This is a genomic window from Pseudomonas sp. MF08817, from assembly GCF_059862705.1.
Genome location: NZ_JCBCUY010000088.1, coordinates 1 through 2,039 on the forward strand (window position 1 = coordinate 1; position 2,039 = coordinate 2,039).

Annotated in this window: 2 protein-coding genes; both read left to right on the forward strand. The window is 48.2% G+C overall.

Annotation, left to right across the window (positions count from 1 at the left end):
- Nucleotides 1–170: 170 nt before the first annotated feature.
- Nucleotides 171–596 (forward strand): hypothetical protein, encoded by a 426-nt coding sequence (locus AC19YR_RS24675; protein ID WP_500600433.1) that lies wholly within the window; start codon nucleotides 171–173, stop codon nucleotides 594–596.
- Nucleotides 597–600: 4 nt separating this feature from the next.
- Nucleotides 601–1,704, forward strand: a complete 1,104-nt coding sequence (locus AC19YR_RS24680; protein WP_500600434.1) for a mandelate racemase/muconate lactonizing enzyme family protein — start codon at nucleotides 601–603, stop codon at nucleotides 1,702–1,704.
- Nucleotides 1,705–2,039: the final 335 nt, after the last annotated feature.

A 2,039-nucleotide genomic window follows, 5' to 3' on the forward strand; every position in this document is an offset into this window, starting at 1 on the left:
TGTGCAAGCAGATCGGCTCGGTTCGGTCAGACGTCCATTGATGATGATGTTTTGGAAGCGGGATTGCGTTCGCTTAGCAAGTGCAGAAAAGTTAACTGACTGTTGCACTTGCTCCTTGAGACCGCCTCGTCTCCACCTTGGGCTCTCTCACTCAGTGGTATGGACTCGTCGTGCTAGCCAGTAGCGTCTTCATAGTTGCTTTTCAAAAAGTGGTGATCCATATCATAGGGAAGTTCGCCAGCGATAGAGCCGCGATGATTATAACGTGGGCAACCATGCTCTGTGGCTTATGCGTAATAGCGAGCCTGGGTGTTTTCCATGTAGAGACATTAGCCGGCGCACTTGCCTGGGTATTGATTCTTTCCTTGATCGAATGTTTTGCCAGCTACTTAGATGTATTCGGAGCGCGGGACAACTGTCTATTCATAAAAGAACTCTCGGTCGGTGCAGGAGGGGGATTGGGTGCTTTGATCTCGCGCTACTTTCCTGTCGAGATTTCCGGCCAAATCCTGGCATTGACCGGAATTACATTTTTGATAATCGCCGCAGTCCTTTTTTTAAATACTAAAACAGACTATAGCGCTCAAGGTAGGTAACACGATGCGAATTAAGAGTATTTCGATCAATTTATTGCGTATCCCTCTTAAAAAACCGTTCATATCATCCGTTCGTCGTGTCGAAAGCACCGAAGATATAGTCATCGAAGTTGAGACAGCTTGTGGACTACGTGGTTACGGTGTTGCTACCCCCTCGATACGAACGAGCAGCGAAAGCATCGACTCGATAATATCGGTAGTGGGGGATGTGTTCGCACCAAAATTGGTGGGCAACGACGTATCCAACCTCGAAAAAACACTGACCACGATAGATCACAGCATCAGCGCAAACGCGGCGGCAAAAGCATCAATCGACATCGCCTTGCACGACCTAAGTTCTAAAGCCGTTGGTGTTCCGCTCTATCGGTTCCTCGGCGGCCGCCACAATAAAATAACTACGGGCATCTCCATTTCCCACAACTGCCTCGACGAGATGATTGACGATGCTTGTACTGCCGTAAGCAACGGCTTTACTACATTGAAAATCAAACTTGGATCTCCACAGGGTATAGAAGATGATCTTCTTCGGGTTCAAGAGATCCGACGCGCCGTGAAAAAAACAATTGAAATTGGAGTTGACGCCAATCAAGCATGGAGCGAAGAGGACGCCTTGACGTTTGCCGAACGTGTCACGGCTATTGGCGCAAACCTATCGTTTATCGAACAACCTGTACGATCAACAGAACATCACGCTCTTGCGCGAATAAGCGCTGCCTCAAACATCCCCATAATAGCGGACGAAAGTTGCTCATCAGTACAGGAAGCAATTGTTCTTACAAGTAACGGCTTGGTCGACGGACTGGCAATAAAACTCATGAAGCTCGGCGGCATCCGTTGCGCAAGAGCGGCCTACGAAATGGCGCGTCTGAGGTCCAAGATTTGCGCTGCGACGTGCCTTATGGAATCGCCCATTGGAATAGCGGCAATGGCGAGTTTTTGCTCAGGCAGGGATTTCAGGTTCATTGATCTGGATGCTATAGCCTTGATCGCGAGCAACCCTGTTATGGGTGGAGCCACGATGGCTGCCAACACCGTGGTGTTGAGTGAACAGCCTGGACTAGGAATACAAGGGATCGAGGGTTTGGAACTAATAAAAACAATCAATTAACAAACCAGAGCCAGGCTCAGACAAACAAATAATAAAAGTAGGGCTTTCAAAGTTGCAGCACATTCATTAAGCGCCAGGTGCGATGCCTACATAGGAGTAACAAACATATGGAAAAATGCCTGATTGTCGTTGGATACAATAATGTTCGAATTTATGACATCCCCAAGATACGGCGGGCATGTCAACAGCTCTTCAATGCGAAGCTGCTGCTAGGCTCTGTACGTAAACCCAAGAAATACGATTTTCTGTAAAATACACCGCCATTAAAGCCAGGAGGCCAAGATGGCAAAGCGGTATGAACTCCCCGACGCAGCCTGGGATCTGGTTGCAGATAT

What these genes read in the sequence shown, in the direction of transcription:
- AC19YR_RS24680 (WP_500600434.1), top strand. Translation starts at nt 601, where the DNA reads ATGCGAATTAAGAGTATTTCGATCAATTTATTGCGTATCCCTCTTAAA.